Here is a 20,797-nt window from a genome sequence, read left to right on the forward strand (position 1 = left end):
TTAAATAGCGCCTTTTCCAGCCCAAGGCCCTCCTCCATGCTCCACGTCCTGGTCATCGGCCAAGCCTGGCCCGAACCGCGCTCTTCCGCCGTCGGCGGTCACATGATGCAGATCCTCGAGAGTTTTCTCGCCCGCAACTGGCGCATCACCTTTGCCAGCACCACCGAGCCTGCCGAGCACAAGGCCGACCTCCGCGCCCTGGGCATCACCGAGCTGGCCCTCGCCGGCGACCACGCAAGCATTGCCCACCTCCTCACCGAACAGGCGCCCGACCTGGTGCTGTTCGACCGATTCGAAATGGAAGAGCAATTCGGCGCCATCGTTGCCCGGCACTGCCCCAACGCCCTGCGCGTGCTGGAAACCTCAGACCTGCAAAGCCTGCGCGAGGCCCGCCACCAATTGCTGCGCCGGCGACTGATCGAAGGCTTGGACCCCAACGACTTCCGCGGCCTGTTCAACACCAGCGGCCCCGAGCTGTTCCGCCAAATGGCGCCGAGCGCGCTGGCCCAGCGTGAGCTGGCCGCGATCTACCGCTGCGACCTGTCGCTGATCATCTCGGACGTGGAAACGGACCTGCTGGTCAATGGCTTTGGTGTGCCGGACTACCTGTTGCACTGGTGTCCGCTGATGCTCGACCCTGCGGCCCAGACGTTGCGCCCCTTCGCCGAGCGCGAGCACATCGTGACCATCGGCAACTTCCGCCATGCACCCAACTGGGACGCGGTGCTGTGGATGAAGCACAACCTCTGGCCGATGATCCGCCGCCACTTGCCCGGAGCCCAGTTGCACATCTACGGCGCCTACGCCTCGCCCAAGGCCCAGGCGTTGCACAACCCAGACGAAGGTTTCCACCTGCTCGGCTGGGCCGAGGATGCCTTGCAGGTGATGAGCAACGCGCGCCTGTGTTTTGCGCCGCTGCGCTTTGGCGCCGGGATCAAGGGCAAGCTTGCCGACGCCATGCTCTGTGGTACCCCCAGCGTCACCACGCCCATCGGCGCCGAGGCCATGCACGGCGCCCTGCCCTGGCCCGGCGCCGTCGCCGGGGCCGCCGAGGCACTGGCGAAAGCCTGCGTGCGGCTCTACAGCGACCAAGCGGCGTGGCAACAAGCCCAGGCGGCCTGCGCCCCCTTGCTCAAGACCCGCTACGACCGCAACCGCCACGCCTTGGCCCTGACCGAGCGGATCGAGCACAGCCTGGCGCATCTGGATGAACAGCGTCTATACAACTTCACTGGGGCCATGTTGCGTCGGCGTTGAAACCGGGGACGCAAAGCGGCCCCGATTGCCGATCTGTCCCACGTCAGCATTCGCGCCGCAGCAAGTAGGTGTCCATGATCCATCCCTTGCGTCGCCGCAATCGCACCCTCAACTCGAGAATCTGTGCCTTGACCTCTTGCAGCGGCCCAGCGACCAGCACCTCATCATCGGTCCCCAGGTAGGCGCCCCAATAGATGGTCAATTGCGGATCGTCCAACCCGGCGAAGGCGCACTGCCCATCGAGCATCACCACCACGTTGTCGATCCGTGTCTGCTCGGCCAGGCGCCGCCCAGGCAGCACAGTCAGAGGCTCGCCGATACGATTGAGGGGAATCTGATGGCGCGCGGCCAGGGCCTGCACGCTGCTGATGCCGGGGATTACCTCCAGCATCAAGGCCATGCCCTGTTGGCGAACAAGGTCGAGCACACGCAACGTGCTGTCGTACAACCCCGGCTCGCCCCAGAGCAGGAAGGCGCCGACATCGTCAGGGCCCAGCTCGTCCTGCAGCCACTGGCCATACAAGGCCGCGCGCTGGCGATGCCAGTCCTGCACCGCGCCGAGGTAATCCTGCGCCTGGCCATCGCGCCGCGGGTCGCTCAATTGCACCAAGCGATAACCGCCTTGTGGCACGTAGCGCGCCAGGATGTTTCTGCGCAACTGCACCAGTTCATCCTTGTCGTCGCCTTTGTCGAGGACGAAGAACACCGTGGCGCGCCGCAGCGCATCCACCGCTTCATAGGTGATCTGGCGTGGGTCGCCCGGACCGATGCCAATCAGCAGCACGCGTTTCATCGCCCTGTCCTCCTGCCAACCAGCCGCCATTGTCGAGCGGCCGGCGGCATTTGGCAAAACGCTAGAGAATCGAGAAGTTGTAGCTCACGATCACCCGCGTCTCGTCCATGTCCCGCGCCCATTTTTCATAGTTGCTGCGGTAGGTGGAGTTACGCAGGCGCACGCTCACGTCCTTGAAGGTGCCGCTCTGCACTTGGTACTTGAGCTCGGTATCGCGCTCCCACTCTTTGCCTTCGGCGCTGCTGCCGGGAACCTTGATATGGTCGCCGTTGATGTAGCGGGTGAAGAATGTCAGGCCCGGTACGCCAAGGGCCTTGAAGTCGTAGTCATAACGCAGTTGCCAGGAGCGCTCTTGAGCGGCGGCAAAGTCATTGACCTGGGCGTAGTTGACCAAGTAAGGGTTGCTGCCATCCAGATACGGCATGGCGCTCTGGCCATACATGCGCTGCCAGCCGGCGCTGATCTTGTGCCCACCCAGGCTGTAACCGAGCATCCCGCTGAAGGCACGGTGGTCGATTTCACCCGCGCGGGCGTTGCCGATATCGTCGCTCTTGATCAGGCGTAGGTCGGCCGACAGGCTGCCCACCGCCAGAGGCTGGCTGGCCACCAGGCCCAGGAATTGTTGGCGATAGATGTTCTCCAGGCGCGACACCTGGTACTGGCCACTGAGGCGGTCATTGAAACGGTAGTCAAGGCCGGCCAGATCGAAGTGGTCGGCCTCGATGTTGCAGGCATAGCGCTTGTTCTTGCAGTGAACGCGGATGTCCTGGCGATCGGTGGAGTCCCGAGCGGTGTACTGGTTCAGGCGAGCCAAAGTGAACTTCAGGTCACGCACTTCTTCGGAGGTAAGCATCGCGCCATGGAACATCGTTGGCAGCAGACGGCCATCGTTGTACTTGAGCAGCGGCATATCCGGCATCATCGATCCGTAGCGCAGCACGGTGTCGGACACCTTGACCTTGCCAGCCAGGCCAAGCTTGGCGTACTGATCGGCCGAACCGCGCGGGTCATGGCCCGACGAGGGCAGCAGGCCACTGTTGCTATCGGCCGGGCTGGAATCGAGCTTGAAGCCGACCATTCCCAGTGCATCCACACCAAACCCCACCGGCCCCTGGGTATAACCGGACTGCACATTCAGAATGAAACCCTGGGCCGTTTCTTCGCGTTTGGATGCGCCTTGACTTGAACTGCTGTGGCCATCACGGAAATCCCGGTTGAAGTAGACAGTGCGCGCTTCGACCTTGGCGCTGCTGTCTTCAAGAAAACCGGCGGCCTGGGCATGGGCACCGACACACAGGAACAACAGGCCGGTAAAACGGCGCCCGGGGGCTGAGGAAAACGGGGGAAACATGCGAAAGGAACATCCAGGAAGAAGGCGAAAAACGATCCGGGGCAGCATTGCCCCCGGCACTACGGAACAGCCGACAAACACGACGGCCATCATCTTGAATGATCGTGCAACCCCTCTAGCATGCGCCATTGGACGATAGTCTAAGCACCGCTGAAGAGCAATTTGCAACGCGCTGCGAATAAGGCGCGAAAAACTAACAAAGTTCCGCGATTACTTATAAAAAGTTTGCGGTTTACCCAGTAGAGGTCGACGACTACAATCGATATCAGCGAACAGCTGTACCCATCCCCGTGGCCGGCGTTTATTGCTTCTTGTATGTTCGTCACGCCCTGCCACGACACTTACAGGAGTGATGACAGTGTCCAGACTTGCAGAGTTTCGTGCTGCCGAAAAAGCTCTCCAGGAACAAATGGCGCAACTGGAGGCGATGAAAAAGGACGCCGGCCTAAAACGCGAAATCGAATTCGAGCAGAAACTAGTCGGCCTGATGAAAAGCTATGACAAGAGCCTGCGCGACATCGTCGCCATCCTCGACCCGAAGGCAGTGACCAAGGCACCGACCACGGCGCCCAAGCAGCAGCGCCGCCCCCGTGTGGTGAAGGTGTACGAGAACCCGCACACCGGCGAGCTGATCGAGACCAAAGGTGGCAACCACCGCGGGTTGAAGGCCTGGAAAGAACAGTACGGCGCCAAGACAGTGGAAAGTTGGGTACGCCCATGAAACATCAACACCCACTTCACACTTTTTTCACATCGACACGCGCAGTATCGAACCAGCTAAAGGACTAGCGACCCCATCACGCGCCCGCACATGCGGGCCTCTAATTCCAGCGCCCTGCACTCGTGCAGGGCGCTTTCGTTTGCGCTCACGCCTCACTGCCGTATCATGGCTCACCTGTCTTTCCCGCTGGGGCCTTGTGTCCCGGCCTCTCTTCTGGAGTACCCATGAGCCTGCACAATCTGCACGCCCTGCCAGGCGTCACCGCCACACCGGATGCCGCCACCGCCAACTTCGTCTTCAACCACACCATGCTGCGGGTCAAGGACATCGAAAAGTCGCTGGACTTCTACACCCGCGTGCTGGGCTTCAGCCTGGTGGACAAGCGCGACTTCCCTGAAGCGGCCTTCAGCCTGTACTTCCTGGCACTGGTCGATCCGGCACAGATCCCGGCCGATGACGCCGAGCGTCACCAGTGGATGAAGTCGATCCCCGGCATTCTGGAGCTGACCCACAACCACGGCACCGAGAACGACCCCGAGTTCGCCTATCACGATGGCAACACCGACCCGCGCGGTTTTGGCCACATCTGCATCTCGGTGCCGGATGTACGCGCCGCCTGCGAGCGTTTCGAAGCCCTGGAAGTGCCCTTCCAGAAGCGCCTGTCGGACGGCCGCATGAAGCACCTGGCCTTCATCAAGGACCCGGACGGTTACTGGGTCGAAGTGATCCAGCCGACCACGTTCTAAGCCTCGCCCGCCAGGGCACGCTCGTCGGGCCGGGAACTCCCGGCCCCTCGCTGTGGTATATGGAATAAACCGTTTCCAAGCCACAGCGAGGTAAAGGACGATGCAAACCCTTCACTGTGAATACCGCGACCACACCATCACCGCGAGCGTCATGACCCATCCTGGGTCGCCGCTGCCGTTCGCTGCCGGCTGCCTGATCACCGATCCCCAAGGACACACCAGCCGCCGCCTGTCGCTGCCGATGAAGATGGCCTTCCTGTCCGACCTGGAGAACGCCCAGCACGCCGCGCTGGCCCATGGCCGCTGGCTGGTCGATCAACAGCTCGACGGTGACCGCCAGGTGTTCTGACGGTTCGAAGACTGCTGCACCTATGGGAGCGGGTTTACTCGCCAAACGTCGACTGATCCACTACCGCTTTCGCGGGCAAAATCCGCTCCCACAACGTCTGCACGGCCCTAAGCCTGCCGCGCATACTCCACCGCCGCCGCCACCTGCGCGTCCGTCGGACGTACGCCGGTATACAGCACGAACTGCTCCAGCGCCTGCAACGCGATCACCTCCAACCCAGTAATCACGGGCTTGCCCAGCGCCTCGGCATGGCGGATCAACGGCGTGCGCGCCGGCATCGCGACCACATCGAACACTTGCTGCGCTGCTGCGATGGCATCCGGGCTAAATGCCAATTCCTCTGCCTCGGGCCCACCGGCCATGCCGATTGGCGTCACGTTCACCAGCATTGGCGGGCACAGGTCGCCCAGCTGCGGCAGCCAGCGATAACCGCACACATCCGCCAGTTGCCGCCCGGCCTGCTCATTGCGCGCCACGATGATGCCTTCGGCGAATCCGGCATCGCGCAAGGCACTGGCCACCGCCTTGGCCATGCCACCGCTGCCGCGAAGGGCGAACGCAGTGCTGGGGTCGATCTGATGGCGTTGGAGCAATTGACGCACCGCCAGGTAATCGGTGTTGTAAGCCTTCAAATACCCGCCTTCGTTGACCAGGGTATTGACCGACTCGATGGCCGCCGCCGAAGGATCGATTTCATCGACCAAGGCCATGCACGCTTCCTTGTAAGGCATCGACACACCGCAACCACGAATGCCCAGGGCGCGGATCCCTGCAACCGCGGCGGGCAGATCCTGGGTGGTCATGGCCTTGTAGTAGTAGTCCAGCCCCAACTGCCGGTAGAGGTGGTTGTGAAAGCGTACCCCGAACGTGCCGGGGCGCCCGGCCAGGGAAATGCACAACACGGTGTCTCTGCTCGGTGGAATCGTCATTGCCCCGCTCTCCTAGGCTGAATCGTTTACGTAGCGTAACAGAGGGACTGCTTCGCACCCGAGTTAACGTTGATATAACTGATTAGCACTATTGAGGAAGTTGATTTCAAGCCGCGCCGGATGCCCGATAAGGTAGCCCCATGTCACACAGGAGGTTCTCAAATGGCCACTATCCAGATCATGTCCGTCATCGGCAGCGCCGTCCCGGCCACCTTGCGTGAACAAGGATTGCTGGCCTGCTGGTACCTGATCCGCAATGGCGAGACCGTCAGCGGTCCACTGACCTCCCGAGCCACCGCCCAGGCCCTTGCCGAGCGTTTGCAGGCCGCAAGCCTGCTGGCCTGACCGAATTTGTTGTGCGTTGCTCCCAAGCCCCTATTGCCCGCCTCCTTGGCGGGCTTTTTTTGCCTGTTGGAGCCACATCCTGTGTGGGGTTTCCCGCGAGAACGTCAGAGAGGCAAGCCCCGGCCTTCATTGCAATGCGGATCGTATTCTGGCCATCAGCCATAGAGCGCTGGCCAAACACAGAATGAGAATGCAGATCGAAGCAGGCAGGTGAAACTGATGAAAGCCAGCCAAGCCGAAACCGGTATGGATAATGACCGTAAGCAGGCCCAGGCCGGCACACACTTTAGCGAAGACCATGGCGTTGGCCGTACCCAGCAAAACATTTCGATAGCCAACCAGCAATACGGGGATTGCCAAGCTATTGAACAGCAAAAAGCCCTGCACCCCGCCAGGCAGGAAAAACATCTCCCATTCCTGCCAGTACGCGGCATCTATCTGATGAAGGATGAGCGCAAGCATCGTGACAAAATAGCTTCTTTACCATTTAAGCAATCCCTTCAAGCCAGTGAGGATCATCCCTGCGTAAAGCGTTGGCGATGATAGGAGCTGCGACGACGAAACGCTAATTCACCCACTGCGGTGCCCGTAAAGCATAGGCCTGACCAGGACGGCTAAAACCTTGACCCGCGAAAGGGCCTCAAAGGCAGTGAGGCGAGAGATCGGGCAGGTTGAGCAGAAGGCTATGCTTATTGGCTAACCGGGAGGGAAGTCAGATGTGCGGAAGGCTCAGCCAGTACCGTGGCATACACGACTTCGTCGATACGCTGAGCATGCCTGGGGTTTGGCGCGACACCATTGGCGACCAAGCCATGGAGTGCTACAACGTGGCGCCCACCACGCAGGTAGCCGTGCTGCGAATGGATGACGCAGGCCTGCGGGCGGATCTGGTGAGGTGGGGATGGCGGCCGCACTGGGCGACCGATCGAGCGCCGCCGATCAACGCCAGAATCGAGAAGGTCGCCCACAGGCCATTCTTCCGGGCAATCTGGCCGCATCGGGCGATCACGCCGGTGGACGGGTGGTATGAGTGGGTCGATGAAGGCGGGCCGAAGAAGCAGCCCTACTACATCCGGCGTCGGGACGGGCGTCCCGCCCTATGTGCCAGCATCGGCCAGTTCACCGGCAGTGAGCACGACGGCTTCGTGATCATCACCGCCGACGCCCAAGGCGGCATGGTCGATGTGCATGATCGGCGACCGGTGGTTCTGGCCCCAGGGCCAGCCAGAGCCTGGGTAGACCCTGCATTCCAACCAGAGCATGCCGAGCAAATGGCGTTGAACCTGGGCGAACCCGCTGAAGAATTCGAGTGGTTCCGGGTGAGCGCGGCCGTGGGCAACGTCAGAAACCAGGGTCCGGAGCTGATCAAGCCGATTCAGTGATGGCTGTCGCGCTTCCCTCGGCCGCCCGGAACGACTTCGCCGAATATCCCCAGGGCCATACGTTTCAGGCGTGCCCTGCTTGTTGATGAGCGCAATCTAGTATCGCTTATGCAAAACTGCGTAGCTCAGTTGAAAGGAAGGCTTTCGGACCGAGTACATATGAATCACTTCGTCGTTATTTCCGGCTGCTCAGGCGCAGGTAAATCAACTCTCTTGTCCGAGCTTAAGCGGCGCGGCTATGCAGTGGTAGAAGAGCCCGGGCGGCGTGTCGTGCAGGCAGAGGAACGCGCAGGCGGGAAGGCATTGCCTTGGCTTGATATGGAAGCCTTCTTGCGTCGGGCCATCGACGTAGCGCTGGAGGACTATGCCAATGCGCCATGTGGTAGTTCGCAATGGGTGTTCTTCGACCGTGGCCTGATCGACGCGGCGGCTGCGCTTCAGACCCTGACCGGCGATCTCATACTGGAAAAGCTCAGCCAGCAGCATCCCTATAACCCTCATGTTTTCCTGGCACCGCCATGGGCAGAGATTTACGTGCAGGACGCAGAGCGCCGCCATGACATGGCTGCCGCTCGATGTGAGTTCGAGCAGCTCCAGAAGACTTATCCAGCGCTAGGCTATGCGGTATCGCTGCTGCCCAAGATCAGCGTGACTGAGCGTGCCGACTTCGTATTGACCACGTTGGGCATCGCTGAGCCCAGCGGTACTGGCTATGTCGCTGAACGGGTACAGGATTAAATTTCCTTCACCTTGCGCCCTTTGGATATAAGGCATTCGACAGCCGTTCGGCCATACTCCAGAATGCATCGGTTTTTTGGGGGAAACCCTTGCACAGCCAACGACATACCAACTTTTAGTGAGCCTCAACGTGAAAACTTCCCTGTCCATCCTCAGCCTGCTGCTGTTGCTCACAGGAACCGCGACCCTTCCGTCGACCGCTGCTGCACAACCCCCGGCCCAGGTACAACGCGACCCCGCCAAGCTGCACCTGGCCTCCGGCAGCGCCCTGCTGATCGACCTGAACACCAACCAGGAGTTGTATTCCAGCCATGCCGACCGCGTAGTGCCCATCGCTTCGGTCACCAAGCTGATGACCGCCATGGTGGTGCTGGACGCCAAGCTGCCCATGGATGAGATGCTCACCATGACCATTGCCAACAACCCGGAGATGAAGGGTGTCTATTCCCGTGTGCGGCTCGGTAGCCAGCTCAACCGTCGCGAGACCCTGCTGATCACCCTGATGTCTTCGGAGAACCGCGCCGCCAACAGCCTGGCCAACGCCTATCCGGGTGGCTACAGCGCGTTCATCAAGGCAATGAATGCCAAGGCGCGCAGCCTGGGCATGGCGCACACGCGCTATGTCGAGCCCACCGGCCTTTCGACCCAGAACGTCTCCACCGCCCGTGACCTGGCCAAGCTGCTGATGGCTTCGCGCAAGTACCCGATGCTCAGCGAGCTTTCCACCACCCGCGAAAAGACCGTGGCGTTCCGCAAGCCCAACTACACACTGGGCTTCCGTAACACCGACCATTTGGTGAACAAGAGCAATTGGGACATCAAGCTGACCAAGACCGGCTTCACCAACGAGGCCGGCCACTGCCTGGTGCTGCTGACCAAGATGGACAATCGCCCAGTGGCCATGGTGATCCTCGATGCCTTCGGCAAGTACACCCACTTCGCCGATGCCAGTCGCATGCGCCAGTGGTTGGAGACCGGCAGCGCCAAGCCGGCACCGGCGGTGGCGATGCAGTACAAGGCCGAGCGCCAGAGCCGTCCGCGCCTGGCCAACGACTGATTCGCGACCTTGCTGCGCGGCGCCTGCTTCGCGGGTAAATCCGCTCCCACAGGTATGGCGGGGTTCGTGAGAGCACCGCAAAACCTGTGGGAGCGGATTTACCCGCGAATGCGCATCCCCGGTATCAAGCCTGGGTACTGACCATGCCACCGGCGCTGCTGCCGCCGGTTTTGCTCAGGGCTTCCAACAGTTGCGCGGTGGCCGCCTGGATTTCACCGCTGATCGTGGCGATGCTCGCCTGCTTGGCGGTGATCGCTGCCAGCTTGCTGGTTTCGTCCATGTTCTGGGCCGCCAGCTGAGCCAGTTGCTTTTGCTCCTCGGCCAGCTGCTTCTGCAGCTTCTTGATCATCTCCCGCAATTGCTTGATGTGCGGCGGCTCACCGCTGTCCTCGGCACTTTCCGCTTGCTTGGCCTGTTTGGCCTGCGCGGTATCACGCAGCCCGGAAAGATCGACCTGCACGCCCGTCGCCTTGCCCTGTTCGGTCTTGTCCGCCTCGCCCGCCTGGGTGGTCGTGGCCAGCGATGGGCTAGCGATGTTGATCCCTGTGATGCCTACCATGTGTTTCTCCCTGCCCATTAGGGCCATTTAGACGCAGTAACTATCGGCCGCCCGGCGCACTTCTTGAGCGTCAGCGCCCGCCAATAAATTTGCCGTCCCGCCATTCGTCCACCTGATACCCGAGCCCTGCCCTGGCCCACACCTGCCCGGCACCTCGCCCCGATCAGCCCTGCAACGAGATGGCAATGACCACGACCCGCTCCCGCAAAGCCCTGTACATCGGCCTGCCCCTGGCCTTGGTAGCCGCCCTTGGCGCTGCCGGTTACTTCCACTGGTTCGGCCAGGATCCTGGCTACCCGCGCCCCATCGTCGAGCAGGCCAATGCCCTGCACGAGCACATGCTCTCTTTCGACAGCCATGTGACCGTGCCACTGGACCTGGGTACAGCAGGCAACGAGCTCGACAAGGACGGTCCGGGCCAGTTCGACCTGGTCAAGGCCGGCCGTGGACGACTCTCCGGCGCGGCGCTGACGATTTTCGGCTGGCCGGAGATCTGGAACGGGCCCAACGCCCCGCACCGTCCCACCCCGGGCTTCGTCGACGAGGCCCGCCACCAGCAGGAAGTGCGCTACAAGATCATCACCGGCATGGTCCGCGATTTCCCCAACCAAGTGGGCATCGCCTACACCCCCGAAGACTTCCGACGCCTGAACGGCGAAGGCAAGTTCGCCATCTTCATCAGCATGCTCAATGCCTACCCGCTCGGCCACGACCTGTCCCAGCTCGACCTGTGGGCGGCGCGTGGCATGCGCATGTTCGGCTTCAGCTACACCGGCAACAACGACTGGGCCGACTCCTCGCGACCGCTGCCGTTCTTCAACGACACCGCCGATGCCCTTGGCGGGCTGTCGCCGCTGGGTGAGCAGGCGGTCAAGCGCCTGAACGATCTGGGCGTGATCATCGATGTGTCGCAGATGTCCACGCTGGCCCTGGAAGATGTCGCCCGTCTTTCCCGCGCGCCGATCGTCGCCTCCCACTCCGCGCCCCGGGCGCTGGTGGATATTCCACGCAACCTGTCCGACAAGGAGATGCAACTGATCAAGGACAGCGGCGGCGTGATCCAGGTGGTCGGCTTCGGCCAGTACCTCAAACCGCTGGGCAAGCCAGTACTCGACAAGCTCCAGGCCCTGCGCACGCGTTTCGACCTGCCGCCCTTGCAGGGCCTGGCCAACGCCCTGATGCCAGGCGATGCGGTGATCGCCATCTGGCCCGAGGCGCGCTTCGGCGAGTACGCAAGTTCGCTCTACGGCATCCTCGAGGAAGAGCCCAAGGCCACCCTCAAGCAGTACGTCGATGCCATCGACTACACGGTCAAGAAGGTCGGCATCGACCATGTCGGCATCAGCTCGGACTTCAATGACGGCGGCGGCCTGGAGGGCTGGAAGGACGTCAGCGAAATCCGCAATGTCACCGCCGAACTGCTCACCCGCGGCTACAGCGAAACCGACATCGCCAAGCTGTGGGCCGGCAACTTCCTGCGCGTGTGGGAGCAGGTCCAGAAATCCGCCCACCCTGTCGCCCACCGCTGATCAAGGCCTGACCGCTCATGAGCAATCGCCGTACCTTCCTCAAGCAAGCCGGCCTGCTGGCCGCAAGCCTTCCCATGATGCCCCACGCCCTGGCCGTCGCCGCACCCGCGTCGCTGACCGGCCAGGACAAATGGCGCCAGCTGCGCACATTGTTTCCCCAGGCGCCGGAGGTGATTCACCTGTCCAATTTCCTGGTGACCACCCACCCTCGGCCAGTGCAGGAGAGCATCGACCGCTACCGCGCCGAACTCGACCGCAACCCGGCGCAGTGGATGGACTGGCACAGCCAGGCAGTGTGGAAGCGCGAGGCCGAGGTCCGCGAGTGGGCCGCACGCTATCTGGGCGTCAAACCCCGCCAGATTGCCCTGACCGGCAGCACCACTGAAGGCCTGGGGATGATCTACGCGGGCCTGAAGGTGGCGCCGCACCAGGAGATCCTCACCACCGAGCACGAACACTACTCGGCCAACACCAGCTTCGACCTTCGCCAACGCCGGCAAGGCACCCAGGTGCGAAAGCTTCGCCTGTTCGACGAGGCCTGGAACGTCAGCACCGAGCGCATCCTGGAGACCATCGACCGCGCCATCAGGCCCCATACCCGCGTCCTGGGCATGACCTGGGTGCATTCGGGCAGCGGCGTGAAACTGCCCATTGGCCAGATCGGCGAGCTGGTGCGTCGGCACAATCGCGACCGCGACGAGCAGGATCGCATCGTCTACGTGGTCGATGGCGTGCATGGGTTCGGCGTGGAAGATGCGCAGTTTTCCGACTTCAACTGCGACTACTTCATCGCCGGCACCCACAAGTGGATGTTCGGCCCCCGGGGCACCGGCCTGATCTGCGCCGCCAGCGAAAAACTGCAAGACCATCTGGTACCCACCTTCGCCACGTTCTCCGAGGACGAGGACTTCGCCACCATCATGACCCCCGGGGGCTATCACAGCTTCGAGCACCGCTGGTCAGTCGGCAAAGCCTTCGAGCTGCACCTGCAATTGGGCAAGGCCGATGTGCAGGCGCGTATCCACCAGCTCAACGACTACTTCAAACAGCGCCTGGCGGAAATCGACCAACTCCAACTGGTCACCCCCCAAGGCAGCACCCATTCGGCCGGGTTCACCTTCTTCCGCGTCAAGGCCGAGGAAGACCAGGACCGGTTCGCCAACTACCTGATCGAACACCGGGTGATGGTCGACGCCGTGTACCGCGACGCAGGCCCGGTGATCCGCACCGCGCCGGGCCTGCTCAACGACGAACAGGAACTCGACCGTACCCTCGCGCTGCTCAAGCGCACGCTATGACCGCCACAGCAAGGAACCCACGATGCCCACGAACCTGCTACGCCCGCTATCCCTACTCGGCCTGCTCGGCTGCCTGCTCGCAGGCCCGGCCCGAGGCGCGCACGACCACAAGCCCGGCGAAGTGTTCCAGGACTGCAAGGACTGCCCGCAGATGGTGGTACTGCCCGCCGGTAGCTTCCAGATGGGCACCCCGGACGATGAGGTCGGCCGTCAGCCTGACGAGGGCCCGTTGCACCTGGTGACCTTCGACAAACCCTTCGCCATCAGCCGCTTCCACGTTACCGCAGGCGAGTGGCAGGCCTACCTCGAACAGACCGGTACGGTGATCGCCGACGGTGACGATCGCCCAGGCCGGCGCTGCACCAACAGCGTCCCCAGCTACAAGCTCGACCCCAAAACCGCCGACCGCCACCCTGCCGTGTGCATGAGCTACAAGGACGTCGAGGCCTATGTCGCCTGGCTGTCGAAAAAGACTGGCCATACCTACCGCATGATCAGCGAGGCAGAACGCGAATACGCGGCCCGTGCTGGCAGCACTGGGCCATTCCCCTTCCCTCTGGACCCGGATGCCGACTACGAAATCACCCGCCACGCCAACGTCTACGGCCCCAAGGACGGCTTCAGCTATACCGCTCCCGTGGGCAGCTACCCCCCTAACGCCTTCGGCGTGTACGACATGCACGGCAACGTCTACGAATGGACTGCCGACTGCTATCACGACAGCTACATCGGCGCGCCCAGCGATGGCAGCGCCTGGAAGGAACCCAACTGCGAGCTGGTGCAACTGCGCGGCAACGACTGGGGCGAAGCACCGATCTTCTCCCGCTCGGGCAACCGCAACCAGACCTATCCGGGCGATCGCGGCGACTGGATCGGCTTTCGCGTCGTCCGGGAACTGGAGAACGAGAAGAGTTCTAAATTGCACGGCTGACGGCTCGTTCTATCGGTGTACATGCGCAGGACCCGGGTGCCTTCAAGGCACCCACCTCCGACAGACCCCGAGGAATCGTCACCATGAGCCAGAACCCAACCTCCGAGCCCCTTCACGACCTGATTGGCGTAGGCTTCGGCCCTTCCAACCTGGCCTTGGCCATCGCCCTGGAAGAACTCGCCGACACCCACGGCTACGCCCTCGATGCCTTGTTCATCGATAAGCAGCGCAACTACCGCTGGCACGGCGACACCTTGGCCACCCAGAGCGAACTGCAGATCTCCTTCCTCAAGGACTTGGTGTCCCTGCGCAACCCCACCAGCCCCTACAGCTTCGTCAACTACCTGCACCAGAAGCAGCGCCTGGTGGACTTCGTCAACCTGGGCACCTTCTACCCCTGCCGCCTGGAGTACAACGACTACCTGCGCTGGGCTGCCGAACACTTCGCCACCCAGGCGGCCTATGGTGAGGAAGTGGTGCGCATCGAGCCGGTCCTGGAAGCCGGGCGCATCCAGCACCTGCAAGTGATCTCCCGCGAGGCGGGCGGCCAGGAGCGCCGCCGCCTGGCCCGCGCGGTGGTGGTCGGCACCGGCGGGACGCCGAAAGTGCCGGCGACCTTCGCCGCGTTCAAGCATGATCCACGGGTCTTCCACCACTCCACCTACCTCAAGAGCCTGGCGGCCCTGCCTTGCAGCGACGGCAAGCCGATGCGCATCGCCATCATCGGCTCTGGCCAGAGCGCGGCCGAGGCGTTCATCGACCTGAACGACAGCTACCCATCGGTGAAGGTCGACATGATCGTACGCGCCTCGGCGCTCAAACCCGCCGACGACAGCCCCTTCGTCAACGAAATCTTCGCGCCGCAGTACACCGACCTGGTGTTCAACCAGAGCCAGCCCGAGCGCAAGAAACTGATCGATGAGTACCACAACACCAACTACTCGGTGGTGGACATCGACCTGCTCGAGCGCATCTACGGCATCCTCTATCGCCAGAAAGTCGCCCACCAGTTCCGTCACGCCGTGCTCTGCCGCCGTCAAGTCGAAGCGGCCACCGCCACTGCCGAGGGCATCGAGCTGACCCTGCAGGACCTGGCCACACACCAGCAGCAGACCCATCGCTACGACGCGGTGATCCTTGCCACCGGCTACGAACGCCGTTCGCACCGCGAGCTTCTGGCGCCCCTGCAGCAGCACCTGAAGGACTTCGTGGTCGATCGCGACTACCGGGCCCTGGCCAGCGACGACCTGCAGGCGGCGGTGTACCTGCAAGGGTTCTGCGAAAGCTCACACGGCCTGTCCGACACCTTGCTCTCGGTGCTGCCGATGCGCGCCAGCGAAATCGGTCAGTCGCTGTACCAGACCCTGGCCGGCCAGCGTGCCGGGCTGCGTGAAGCCGTCGCCCTGAGCCGCGCGTAACGCGCGGCCGTTTTTTGAGGACGCTTCATGAGCTCGACAAAGGCTACATCCCGCGAACTGCTGTCGATCCTGCGCCCGCTGCTGCCCACCCTGGCCGTCTCCATCGTGCTGGGGATCGTCGGCGGCCTGAGCGTGACCGCACTGCTGGCGAGGATCAACGCCCTGATGCACAGCGAGCAGGCTATCGCCAGCGCGGTCATGCTCGGCTTCGCCGGACTGTGCGCGCTGGCCCTGGGCTGCGCCATCGCCGCGAACATCGGCACCAATTACGTTGGCCAGCAGGTGATCGCGCGCCTGCGCATCTCGTTGGGCGGCAAGGTACTCTGCGCCCCAATCGAGCAGTTGGAACGCTACCGCAGCCATCGCCTGATCCCGGTGCTGACCCACGACATCGACACCGTGAGCGACTTCACCTTCGGCCTGCCGCAGCTGATCGTCTCGCTGACCGTGACCTTGGGTTGCCTGGGCTACCTGGCCATGCTCGATGGGACGCTTTTCCTGATCACCGCCAGCGCTGTGGTGCTTGGCTGCATCGCCCAGTACGTGGCGCGCAGCCATGGCATGGGCGGCTTCGAAGCCGCCCGCGAAGAAGAAGACCAGTTGCAGAAGTACTACCGCAGCATGGCCGAGGGCGCCAAGGAACTGCGCATGCACCGCCAGCGCCGGCACACGCTGTACCGCGAGCAGGTGATTCCCACCGTGCAGCGCATCGCCGCACTGCAAATCCGCTCGGTGAACATCTTCCTGAGTGCCAGCACCTTCGGCTCGCTGCTGTTCTTCATGGTCATCGGCTTGTGCCTGGCCCAGCAGACCTGGGGGGTGCCGGTCGAAAACAGCGTGCTCAGCGGCTTCATCATGACCTTGCTGTTCATGAAAGGCCCGATGGAATCGGTGCTCAGCCTGCTGCCGCTGATCAGCCGCAACGCCGTCGCCCTCAAGCGCATCGCCGACATGAACGCCGCGTTCTCCACGCCCGAGCCGTTCCTGCTCCCCGCCAACGAGACCGGCGCACGCCCTGTGCTCAAAAGCCTGGAGCTGCGTGGACTGACCTATGCCTTCCCCAGCGTCGACGGCTTGCCACCATTTCGCATGGGGCCATTCGATCTGACGGTCACGCCAGGTGAACTGCTGTTCATCGTCGGCCAGAACGGCAGCGGCAAGACCACCCTGATCAAGCTGTTGCTGGGCCTGTACGAACCCGACAGCGGCCAGGTACTGCTCAACGGCCAGGCCGTCGGCCCTGCCCAGCGTGACGACTATCGCCAGCTGTTCACCACCGTGTTCGCCGACTTCTTCCTCTTCCAGGAACTGCTCGAACGCAAGGGCGTGCTCCCCGAGCACACCCAGGCCTACCTCGAGCGCCTGGAGCTGGCGCACAAGGTGACCATCCGCGACGGCGCGTTCTCGACCACCGACCTCTCCACCGGTCAGCGCAAACGCCTGGCCCTGCTGCACGCCTGGCTCGACGAGCGTCCGGTGCTGGTGTTCGACGAGTGGGCCGCCGATCAGGATCCGGCGTTTCGCAAGGTCTTCTACACCGAGCTGTTGCCGGACCTCAAACGCCAGGGCAAGACCGTGATCGTGATCTCCCACGACGACCGCTACTTCGACCTGGCCGACCAGCTCATCGAAGTACGTGGCGGCCAATTGCATCCCTTGACCGAGCGCGCCTGACCCCAGGCGCGTCTTTTTTACCCCTACCTGCAAGAATTTTTTCCGGTTTCCAGAAGGCTATGCGTCTTCTCCTTGAATACGAACAACTCTCATTCACCCAAAAAATTACAAGTTCCTTCAAAGGAAGCACGATGTCTGTCAAACACGCACTGTCACCGTTGGCCCTGGCCCTCATGCTGCCCTGCGCAGCGCTGGTCCAGGCCCAGGAAATTCAGTTGAACATCCCGTCGCAACCGCTGGGCTCGGCACTGCAAGCCCTCGGCCAGCAGACCAACCTGCAGATCCTGTTCAGCCCTGACACCGTCGGCGGCAAGCGCTCCACCGCGGTGAACGGTCGCCTTGAGCCGCAACAAGCGCTGCGCCAGATGCTGCAAGGCACCGGCGTGCGCTACAGCATCGACGGCTCCCAGGTCACCTTGCAGGGGCCCTCGGCGGGCGACGCTCTGGAGTTGGGGAACATCCAGATCGACGGCCAGGCCCTGAGCGCCACCTCCGAAGGCACGCACTCCTACGCGGCCCAGGCGGTCACCATCGGCAAAGGCACCGAGCGCCTGAAGGACATCCCGCAGTCGGTGACCGTGGTCACCCGCCAGCGCATGGATGACCAGAACATGAACAACCTGCAGGACGCGATGCGCCAGGTCACCGGCGCCACCATCAAGACCTACAACACCGGCTCAAGCCTGAACGACGTGTACATGCGCGGCTTTTTGGTGGACCAGGTGCAGGTCGATGGCGTCTCGCAGATCACCGGCCAAGGCGACATGGCCACCAGCTTCGACCTGGCCATGTATGACCGCGTCGAAGTGCTGCGCGGCCCGAGCGGCCTGTACGCAGGGTCCGGCGAGCCGGCCGGTACCATCAACGTGGTGCGCAAGCGCGCCCTGGACACCTTCGCCCTGAACGGCGAGGTGGCCGCAGGTTCCTGGGACCGCTATCGCACCATGGTCGACGTCACCGGCCCGCTGAATGCCGAAGGCACGATCCGCGGCCGTGCGGTCACCGCCTACGAGAACAACAAATCGTTCGTCGACTATGTCGAGAACGAGCGCCCGATGTTCTATGGTCGCCTGGAAATGGACCTGGACCCGAGCACCACCCTGTCGTTCGGTGGTGCCTACCAGAAGAACGACTCCACTCCGGCGTTCGGCCTGCCGGCCTATGCCAACGGCAAGCTGCTGGATGTGGGCCGTCACACCTACATCGATGCCAAGTGGAACACGCTCAAGGAAGAGACCTGGGAAGCCTTCACCGAACTCGACCACGCCCTGGACAATGGCGGCCAGTGGAAGACCTCGCTGACCTACCGCGATGCCCGCACCCCCACCCGCGAGTTCACCTGGACCACCGACGGCGTGGACCCGGCGACCAATACCGCCATCGCGTCGATGTACTCCTACTACACCCGCATCAAGACCATGGGTCTGGACAGCTTCGTCACCTCGCCATTCACCTTCGCCGGTCGTACCCACGAGTTCACCCTCGGTGGCGAATACCAGCACCTGGACAAAGCCTTCACCTACGGCACAGCGGACCTTGACGGCGACGGCTGGGCGGACGGCTTTCCGATCGGCATCGGCGGCGCCAACGACCTGCCGCACCTGGACGTGCCGCACACCAACTTCAACTACTCCAAGAGTGAGCAGTACGGGATCTATGGCCGCACCAAGCTCAGTGTCACCGACGAGCTGGACGTGATCCTGGGCAGCCGCGTGACCTGGTTCGAAGCTGACGCGAAGAACGCCAACACCTTCTTCAACAACTTCGGCAACCCGTCCACCGAGACCAACGCCAAGGCCATTCCCTATGGCGCCATCGTCTACAAGCTGACCCCCGAGCTTTCGGCCTACGCCAGCTACACCAGCGTGTTCAAGCCCCAGAGCGAAACCGACGCCACCGGTAAGCAGATGGTCGGCCCGCACAAGGGCAAGCAGTATGAAGTGGGCCTGAAGCAGGAACTGCTCGATGGTCGCCTGAACGCATCCCTGGCGATGTTCCAGATCTTCGACGAGAACCGTGCCCAGTGGAACGGCGTCAATGGCTACGAAGCCAGCGGCAAGGTGCGCAGCCAAGGCTGGGAAACCGAGCTGACCGGCAACCTGACCGACAACTGGAGCATCGCCACCGGCTATGCCTTCACCATGACCAAGCTGCTGGAGGACGACACCACCAACGGCGTGAGCAAAGGCAGCCAGTTCAGCACCATCACGCCCAAGCACAACTTCAATCTGTGGACCAAATACGAGTTCCTCGACGGCGCGCTCAAAGGCTTCCATGTGGCCGGGGGTACCCGTGTGGTCAGCGAAACCTCCTACAGACGCGGTGATATCGACTTCGTTCAGGGTGGCTACGCGGTGACCACCGCGCAGGTGGGCTACAAATTCAGCGAGCACCTGAGCTCGACCCTGACCGCCAACAACCTGTTCGATCGCAAGTACTACGACCGGGTTGATAGTGCCTGGGGGTCGAACTTCTATGGCGAACCGCGGAATCTGACCTTGACCTTGCGCGCCCGCTACTGATCGGCGCCAGGCAGGACCAGGAGGCCGGAGCCACGTGTGTGGGCTCCGGCTTTTTCGTTGGGGCTGTGTCGGTTCTGAGGTTTGTGGGCTTAGCCATTGAGCTGGGTGACGCTGATTCACCCTTGCGCCCTTACGGCGGCTTACTTTTTTCTTGGAAAAAGCAAGCAAAACCGCTGCGCCCCTAATGGGCCACGCAGCGGCCCCCAAGCGCTCAGAGCCGCCGCTGGATTTCCTGCGCCAGCGTCGTCAGCATTTCGGGCACTTCGCCTACCACCTCGCCCATGCGTGCAAAGTCGTGTGTCATGCCTGCCTTGACCTCGCAGTCGATCTCGAGCCCAGCCCGGCGCACCCGTTCGGCATAAGCCAGGCCTTCATCGAGCAGTGGATCGAACTCGGCCAGCCACAGGATCGTCGGCGCCAGTTGCGCTGGCAGCTGGGCATGGATCGGCGAGAAGCGCCAGTCCAGCCGGTCTGCAGTATCACGTTCGTACTGCCGGTAGAACCAGCGCAGCGACTGCTTCTCCAGCAGGTAGCCCTCGGCGAAGCGTTCCAGCGAGGGTCGCTCCACCGCCGCGTCCAGCACCGGGTACAGCAGCACTTGGACCTTCGGCCGCAACGCCAGTTGCTCCGGGGCCGAAGCGGCGCGGATCGCCAGCGCGGCCACCAGGCTGCCGCCGACGCTGTCGCCTGCCAACGCCACCCGCCCGGCATCCAGGCCATGACGGGCGCCTTCATTGAGCAGCCACAGCGCCACGTCCTCGGCATCGTTGAATGCGGTGGGGAACTTGTACTCCGGCGCCAGCCGGTAGTCCGCCGACAGCACCACGAAGTCCCCCGCCAAGGCCAGGCGACGACATAGGGTGTCGTGGGAGTCCAGGCTCCCCACCACATAGCCACCCCCATGGAAATACACCAATACCGGACGCAGTCGCTCCGCACCCTGGGCACGCTGATAGGCCCTCGCCGCCAGGGGCTGGCCGTCGCGGCTGGGGATCGTCAGCTGGGTGATTTCCAGGTTGCCGGCCGGGGCGCTGTCCAGCAGCCGTGAAGCTTGGGCGAACTGCTCGCGTGCCTGTTGCGGCGACAGTTCATGCATGGGCTGGCTCTTGCCGGTCAGGCGACCGAACTCCACCAGTTCGAGAAATCCTTCAATATCAGGGTGCAGCGGCATCGATCGGTCTCCAAAAAAAAACCACGC

General features: G+C 62.8%; 20 protein-coding genes. 14 read left to right on the forward strand and 6 right to left on the reverse strand.

Going from position 1 to position 20,797, the window contains the following annotated elements; genetic code table 11:
* The first annotated feature begins 36 nt into the window (after positions 1–36).
* Complete coding sequence (locus AB1N67_RS13200; protein ID WP_367863042.1) at positions 37–1,257, forward strand: glycosyltransferase; 1,221 nt, start codon at positions 37–39, stop codon at positions 1,255–1,257.
* A 43-nt stretch (positions 1,258–1,300) separates the two neighbouring features.
* Here AB1N67_RS13200 and cobF read toward each other — a convergent pair whose 3' ends face one another.
* Both cobF and AB1N67_RS13210 read right to left on the reverse strand, forming a co-directional pair.
* Positions 1,301–2,050: a precorrin-6A synthase (deacetylating) gene (gene cobF / locus AB1N67_RS13205; protein ID WP_090346458.1), complete on the reverse strand. Its 750-nt coding sequence runs from the start codon at positions 2,048–2,050 to the stop codon at positions 1,301–1,303.
* Between the two features lie 61 nt (positions 2,051–2,111).
* Positions 2,112–3,401 carry an OprD family porin gene (locus tag AB1N67_RS13210; RefSeq protein ID WP_043211608.1) on the reverse strand — a complete coding sequence of 430 codons (1,290 nt, stop codon included), beginning with the start codon at positions 3,399–3,401 and terminating at the stop codon, positions 2,112–2,114.
* A gap of 358 nt (positions 3,402–3,759) precedes the next feature.
* Between AB1N67_RS13210 and AB1N67_RS13215 the strand changes: the two genes are divergently transcribed.
* From AB1N67_RS13215 to AB1N67_RS13225, 3 genes are all read left to right on the forward strand, one after another.
* Positions 3,760–4,122: a histone-like nucleoid-structuring protein, MvaT/MvaU family gene (locus tag AB1N67_RS13215; protein ID WP_043211606.1), complete on the forward strand. Its 363-nt coding sequence runs from the start codon at positions 3,760–3,762 to the stop codon at positions 4,120–4,122.
* A gap of 224 nt (positions 4,123–4,346) precedes the next feature.
* A complete protein-coding gene (gloA, locus tag AB1N67_RS13220) occupies positions 4,347–4,868 on the forward strand; it encodes a lactoylglutathione lyase (RefSeq protein WP_367863043.1) in 522 nt (173 codons plus the stop codon).
* Between the two features lie 100 nt (positions 4,869–4,968).
* The gene (locus tag AB1N67_RS13225; RefSeq protein ID WP_070571333.1) at positions 4,969–5,217 is read left to right on the forward strand and encodes a hypothetical protein; all 249 of its coding nucleotides are present in this window, start codon (positions 4,969–4,971) and stop codon (positions 5,215–5,217) included.
* Positions 5,218–5,324: 107 nt separating this feature from the next.
* Here the strand turns inward: AB1N67_RS13225 and AB1N67_RS13230 are convergent, their stop codons facing one another.
* A complete protein-coding gene (locus tag AB1N67_RS13230; RefSeq protein ID WP_102081874.1) occupies positions 5,325–6,146 on the reverse strand; it encodes a shikimate 5-dehydrogenase in 822 nt (273 codons plus the stop codon).
* A gap of 162 nt (positions 6,147–6,308) precedes the next feature.
* Between AB1N67_RS13230 and AB1N67_RS13235 the strand changes: the two genes are divergently transcribed.
* The gene (locus tag AB1N67_RS13235; protein ID WP_043211600.1) at positions 6,309–6,491 is read left to right on the forward strand and encodes a hypothetical protein; all 183 of its coding nucleotides are present in this window, start codon (positions 6,309–6,311) and stop codon (positions 6,489–6,491) included.
* 126 nt (positions 6,492–6,617) lie between these two features.
* Here the strand turns inward: AB1N67_RS13235 and AB1N67_RS13240 are convergent, their stop codons facing one another.
* Positions 6,618–6,953, reverse strand: a complete 336-nt coding sequence (locus AB1N67_RS13240; RefSeq protein WP_090346445.1) for a DUF6713 family protein — start codon at positions 6,951–6,953, stop codon at positions 6,618–6,620.
* A 254-nt stretch (positions 6,954–7,207) separates the two neighbouring features.
* Between AB1N67_RS13240 and AB1N67_RS13245 the strand changes: the two genes are divergently transcribed.
* The 3 genes from AB1N67_RS13245 (at position 7,208) to pbpG (ending at position 9,668) form a co-directional block, all read left to right on the forward strand.
* A complete protein-coding gene (locus tag AB1N67_RS13245) occupies positions 7,208–7,873 on the forward strand; it encodes an SOS response-associated peptidase (RefSeq protein ID WP_367863044.1) in 666 nt (221 codons plus the stop codon).
* A 159-nt stretch (positions 7,874–8,032) separates the two neighbouring features.
* A complete protein-coding gene (locus AB1N67_RS13250; protein ID WP_102081872.1) occupies positions 8,033–8,611 on the forward strand; it encodes an AAA family ATPase in 579 nt (192 codons plus the stop codon).
* A 130-nt stretch (positions 8,612–8,741) separates the two neighbouring features.
* Positions 8,742–9,668 carry a D-alanyl-D-alanine endopeptidase gene (gene pbpG / locus AB1N67_RS13255; RefSeq protein ID WP_043211593.1) on the forward strand — a complete coding sequence of 309 codons (927 nt, stop codon included), beginning with the start codon at positions 8,742–8,744 and terminating at the stop codon, positions 9,666–9,668.
* A 124-nt stretch (positions 9,669–9,792) separates the two neighbouring features.
* On the opposite strand, the gene AB1N67_RS13260 is transcribed toward pbpG, so the two are convergent.
* Entirely contained in the window at positions 9,793–10,227 is a 435-nt protein-coding gene (locus tag AB1N67_RS13260) for a hypothetical protein (protein WP_043211592.1), read from the reverse strand.
* Between the two features lie 185 nt (positions 10,228–10,412).
* Here AB1N67_RS13260 and pvdM point away from each other — a divergent pair, with 185 nt between their 5' ends.
* From pvdM to AB1N67_RS13290, 6 genes are all read left to right on the forward strand, one after another.
* Entirely contained in the window at positions 10,413–11,756 is a 1,344-nt protein-coding gene (gene pvdM, locus AB1N67_RS13265) for a pyoverdine-tailoring dipeptidase-like protein PvdM (RefSeq protein WP_182815294.1), read from the forward strand.
* A gap of 17 nt (positions 11,757–11,773) precedes the next feature.
* Positions 11,774–13,054: an aminotransferase class V-fold PLP-dependent enzyme gene (locus AB1N67_RS13270; RefSeq protein WP_043211589.1), complete on the forward strand. Its 1,281-nt coding sequence runs from the start codon at positions 11,774–11,776 to the stop codon at positions 13,052–13,054.
* 22 nt (positions 13,055–13,076) lie between these two features.
* Positions 13,077–13,985 carry a formylglycine-generating enzyme family protein gene (locus AB1N67_RS13275; RefSeq protein WP_367863045.1) on the forward strand — a complete coding sequence of 303 codons (909 nt, stop codon included), beginning with the start codon at positions 13,077–13,079 and terminating at the stop codon, positions 13,983–13,985.
* Positions 13,986–14,068: 83 nt separating this feature from the next.
* On the forward strand, positions 14,069–15,403 hold the full coding sequence (locus tag AB1N67_RS13280; protein WP_367863046.1) for a lysine N(6)-hydroxylase/L-ornithine N(5)-oxygenase family protein: 1,335 nt from the start codon (positions 14,069–14,071) through the stop codon (positions 15,401–15,403).
* A 27-nt stretch (positions 15,404–15,430) separates the two neighbouring features.
* Positions 15,431–17,077, forward strand: a complete 1,647-nt coding sequence (locus AB1N67_RS13285) for a cyclic peptide export ABC transporter (protein WP_090346428.1) — start codon at positions 15,431–15,433, stop codon at positions 17,075–17,077.
* A 173-nt stretch (positions 17,078–17,250) separates the two neighbouring features.
* Entirely contained in the window at positions 17,251–19,599 is a 2,349-nt protein-coding gene (locus tag AB1N67_RS13290) for a TonB-dependent siderophore receptor (RefSeq protein ID WP_367863863.1), read from the forward strand.
* A 211-nt stretch (positions 19,600–19,810) separates the two neighbouring features.
* On the opposite strand, the gene AB1N67_RS13295 is transcribed toward AB1N67_RS13290, so the two are convergent.
* Positions 19,811–20,770 carry an alpha/beta hydrolase gene (locus AB1N67_RS13295; RefSeq protein ID WP_367863047.1) on the reverse strand — a complete coding sequence of 320 codons (960 nt, stop codon included), beginning with the start codon at positions 20,768–20,770 and terminating at the stop codon, positions 19,811–19,813.
* Positions 20,771–20,797: the final 27 nt, after the last annotated feature.

It is taken from the genome of Pseudomonas guariconensis (assembly GCF_040822035.1).
In the GTDB taxonomy this organism is placed as follows: Bacteria; Pseudomonadota; Gammaproteobacteria; order Pseudomonadales; family Pseudomonadaceae; genus Aquipseudomonas; species Aquipseudomonas guariconensis.

Coding starts and splice junctions, on each gene's coding strand:
- AB1N67_RS13245 (WP_367863044.1), top strand. CDS start 7,208: ATGTGCGGAAGGCTCAGCCAGTACCGTGGCATACACGACTTCGTCGAT.
- AB1N67_RS13260 (WP_043211592.1), bottom strand. CDS start 10,227: ATGGTAGGCATCACAGGGATCAACATCGCTAGCCCATCGCTGGCCACG.
- AB1N67_RS13200 (WP_367863042.1), top strand. CDS start 37: ATGCTCCACGTCCTGGTCATCGGCCAAGCCTGGCCCGAACCGCGCTCT.
- cobF (WP_090346458.1), bottom strand. CDS start 2,050: ATGAAACGCGTGCTGCTGATTGGCATCGGTCCGGGCGACCCACGCCAG.
- AB1N67_RS13285 (WP_090346428.1), top strand. CDS start 15,431: ATGAGCTCGACAAAGGCTACATCCCGCGAACTGCTGTCGATCCTGCGC.
- AB1N67_RS13295 (WP_367863047.1), bottom strand. CDS start 20,770: ATGCCGCTGCACCCTGATATTGAAGGATTTCTCGAACTGGTGGAGTTC.
- AB1N67_RS13235 (WP_043211600.1), top strand. CDS start 6,309: ATGGCCACTATCCAGATCATGTCCGTCATCGGCAGCGCCGTCCCGGCC.
- AB1N67_RS13250 (WP_102081872.1), top strand. CDS start 8,033: ATGAATCACTTCGTCGTTATTTCCGGCTGCTCAGGCGCAGGTAAATCA.
- gloA (WP_367863043.1), top strand. CDS start 4,347: ATGAGCCTGCACAATCTGCACGCCCTGCCAGGCGTCACCGCCACACCG.
- AB1N67_RS13275 (WP_367863045.1), top strand. CDS start 13,077: ATGCCCACGAACCTGCTACGCCCGCTATCCCTACTCGGCCTGCTCGGC.
- AB1N67_RS13280 (WP_367863046.1), top strand. CDS start 14,069: ATGAGCCAGAACCCAACCTCCGAGCCCCTTCACGACCTGATTGGCGTA.
- AB1N67_RS13230 (WP_102081874.1), bottom strand. CDS start 6,146: ATGACGATTCCACCGAGCAGAGACACCGTGTTGTGCATTTCCCTGGCC.
- AB1N67_RS13290 (WP_367863863.1), top strand. CDS start 17,251: ATGCTGCCCTGCGCAGCGCTGGTCCAGGCCCAGGAAATTCAGTTGAAC.
- AB1N67_RS13225 (WP_070571333.1), top strand. CDS start 4,969: ATGCAAACCCTTCACTGTGAATACCGCGACCACACCATCACCGCGAGC.
- AB1N67_RS13240 (WP_090346445.1), bottom strand. CDS start 6,953: ATGCTTGCGCTCATCCTTCATCAGATAGATGCCGCGTACTGGCAGGAA.
- AB1N67_RS13270 (WP_043211589.1), top strand. CDS start 11,774: ATGAGCAATCGCCGTACCTTCCTCAAGCAAGCCGGCCTGCTGGCCGCA.
- AB1N67_RS13210 (WP_043211608.1), bottom strand. CDS start 3,401: ATGTTTCCCCCGTTTTCCTCAGCCCCCGGGCGCCGTTTTACCGGCCTG.
- pvdM (WP_182815294.1), top strand. CDS start 10,413: ATGACCACGACCCGCTCCCGCAAAGCCCTGTACATCGGCCTGCCCCTG.